This is a genomic window from Nocardia alni, from assembly GCF_019038435.1.
GTDB classification, from domain to species: domain Bacteria; phylum Actinomycetota; class Actinomycetes; order Mycobacteriales; family Mycobacteriaceae; genus Nocardia; species Nocardia alni.
Window position 1 is genome coordinate 1 of sequence record NZ_JAGPOX010000330.1, and the last position, 562, is coordinate 562.

A 562-nucleotide genomic window follows, 5' to 3' on the forward strand; every position below is an offset into this window, starting at 1 on the left:
CTGCTGGCGCGCGATGCGCAGCGCCCCGGCATCGAGTGCCGCGATGTCGGATTCGCGCGCCATCTCGGCGTCGCGCACGAAGCGGCGCATGGCCTTGACGGCCCCGTCGAGCGACTTGCGCAATTCGTCCAGCACCCAGGCCAGGGGCCCGAGGTCCTGTTCTCCCTGGCTCCAGTCCGCGCCCGAGGCATTTGCGGCGTCAAAAGGTGACATGAATTCGTCCCCGGCTCCGCGAGCCGTTTCGTTGATGCTAGCTGGCTGCTGGCCGGCCCGTCAGGCGATCTTGAAACGCGCCACGGACTGCCGGAGCTCCTCGGCCATGTGCGACAGCTCCCGCACCTGCTGGGCCGTCGTGCGCGTGCCTTCGCCAGTCTGCTCGGTCACCGCGAAGATGTGCTGGATGTTGTCGGCCACGCCGTTGGCGAGTTCGGCCTCGCGCGACGCGGACGAGGAGATCTGCTCGATCAGCTCGGCGAGGCGCCGCGACACGCGGTCGATTTCGGACAGGGCCGTGCCGGCGGAGTCGGACAGCCGCGCCCCTTCGACCACGCCCTGCGTGGAG

Annotated in this window: 2 protein-coding genes; both read right to left on the minus strand. The window is 69.6% G+C overall.

The window, feature by feature from the left end; all coding sequences use genetic code 11:
• Nucleotides 1-213: hypothetical protein (locus JZ791_RS47390; RefSeq protein WP_216903950.1), on the minus strand; the 213-nt coding region annotated here is incomplete at its 3' end.
• A gap of 60 nt (nucleotides 214-273) precedes the next feature.
• On the minus strand, nucleotides 274-562 hold a 289-nt coding region (locus JZ791_RS47395; RefSeq protein WP_216903951.1), incomplete at its 5' end, for a methyl-accepting chemotaxis domain-containing protein.